This is a genomic window from Roseovarius halophilus (ex Wu et al. 2025) (assembly GCF_047086965.1).
In genome coordinates this window covers 1-1,942 of record NZ_JBKOTX010000419.1, presented here as the reverse complement: position 1 = coordinate 1,942, position 1,942 = coordinate 1, and the positions used below count along the sequence as shown (strand labels likewise).

Below are 1,942 nucleotides of genomic sequence, written 5' to 3'. Positions count from 1 at the left end.
CTTCGATGACCTTGCGGATTTGACGCTGCTTATCGGGGACAACGGCTTCACGTCCTATTACCAGTGGATGATCGACGAATACGGGTTGGGGAATGTCGGTTTAAACGGCCCGGTTTTTTGGGGGCAGGTCAGCTGACATGGAAACATCACGAATGCCCTGACCGCTAAAAGTTTTGGGACAAAATACCCTAAAGATAGATAGTAAATCTTAAGTTACGGGTATATAAACGGGAGTAGAAACTTAAAACTAGGATACACCATGACGAGATTATCCTTAAGTTAAGGGTATATAAACGGGAGTAGAAACTTGAAACTAGGATACACCATGACGAGATTATCTCTGTATGTCGCAATGAGCGGCGCAATTTTGGCAACATCGGCTCTCGCTGACGCGTCGGACAACGGATGCGCAAATTCTAATGGCAATGCAGCAGGCTGTAGCGATAGCGATCCGGCCAACGGCGAAGGGCATGCGAACCCCGACTACGGATCCAACAAGCACGATCAGACCGCGACGTCCGAAGTTCGCGTCGATGCGTATTTGAACGCCGAACTGACCAACAACTCCGATGGGTTTTCGTCGGTCACCATGTCCATGAACGACAGCGGTAATGTTGGCAACGAAACCTTCAGCCGTAATTTCCGGATTGCATCGAACGCGGACCATGAAGTCCAGGTCTGGTATGACGCCATCTCGGTCAACGGTACGTGCGTCCCCGTGTTTAATGCTGAAGGCGCTGGCAGCGTTGCAGGCGAAGCAGATGTCATCGGCGGCAGCATCGTCCTAAAGGTTGGTGACAGTCAGATCTTCAGCGCATCGGCCGGTGATAGCCTCGATGATGTGAGCCAGACGCTATCCAGCGGTGTGTCTGTCGCCTGTGATGACTCCTCCGAGACCGGGGTAGATGCGGCCGTCGTGACGGTCAAGAACGATATCGCCTCCACTTTCTCCCGTGAGTACACGCTTGATGTGCTTGCCTTTGGCGAAAACGGATCGATCGTCTTTGCTGACGGGTCGGCAATCAATGCCGGTGATGCGCCGGCCGGTCAGTACGACAACGACATCCTGATCGCGGCAGGCACGCTGAACACTTACACGTACGAAAATGAAAATGACGCCTATGCCAGTGCGGCGTTCAGCAACGAAGGCGCCGACTACTACGACGGGCAATAAAATATGCCACGCCCTCCGTGTTCAATGCGGGGGTATAGAATTTGAAGAGGGCGCAGTGCGCCCTCTTGTTCCGAGGCGCGGTGCCAACAATGCGCTCAAGGCGGTAGGGCTCGATCCGATGCAACGCTCGACGCGCCACTTCGCTCTCACGTGGCAACCGGACGAAAGGTCGGCACAGTAACGACACTTTAAAGAACATTATTGGCTACCAGCGCGCTTGTATGGTCCACCTCCGCCGCGCCTGTCATGGAGCAGGCCAGGCCCCTGCCGCAGTGGTTCATAACTGACTGAAATCGGGACCGTTTGACTGGCTTGTGCGCGGGAGTTACTGCCGAGTAAATGCGGCAATTGGTATACGATGACACACACGACAAATACTCCGGGACATCGTTCTCCCACACCAGCGCAAATTTTTATGGAAGCGACTGAGTCAGTGATAACAACGACAATACGTGTGATAGTATGAAAAAAGTTCTGTGTAGCACTCTGCGCACCTTTTTCACCGTTCTGGTCCTGACCCTTCTTGCCAGCGTCCCGACACGGGCTGCAGCGCAAAATTTCTCGGTCACGCCGTCCGTCCTCAAGGTGTCAATAGCGAAGGGGCGCACGCGGACGCTGAACATCGAAGTGGAATATTTTTCCGCGGGCACCCTTCAGATCGGCCTGCTGTGTACCGGGGCACGGTTCTGAGACAGCGCGTTGCGCTGGTTAGGCCGCCATCTTAATCCCCGTGACGGCTTCGGGTTCAAGGGCTTTTTGCTCGGCCCT

At 54.2% G+C, this 1,942-nt stretch carries 1 protein-coding gene; it reads left to right on the top strand.

Going from position 1 to position 1,942, the window contains the following annotated elements:
* Nucleotides 1-325: 325 nt before the first annotated feature.
* Nucleotides 326-1,174: a hypothetical protein gene (locus ACH107_RS32370; RefSeq protein WP_412509712.1), complete on the top strand. Its 849-nt coding sequence runs from the start codon at nt 326-328 to the stop codon at nt 1,172-1,174.
* The last annotated feature ends 768 nt before the right edge of the window (nt 1,175-1,942 follow it).

Coding starts and splice junctions, on each gene's coding strand:
- ACH107_RS32370 (WP_412509712.1), top strand. CDS start 326: ATGACGAGATTATCTCTGTATGTCGCAATGAGCGGCGCAATTTTGGCA.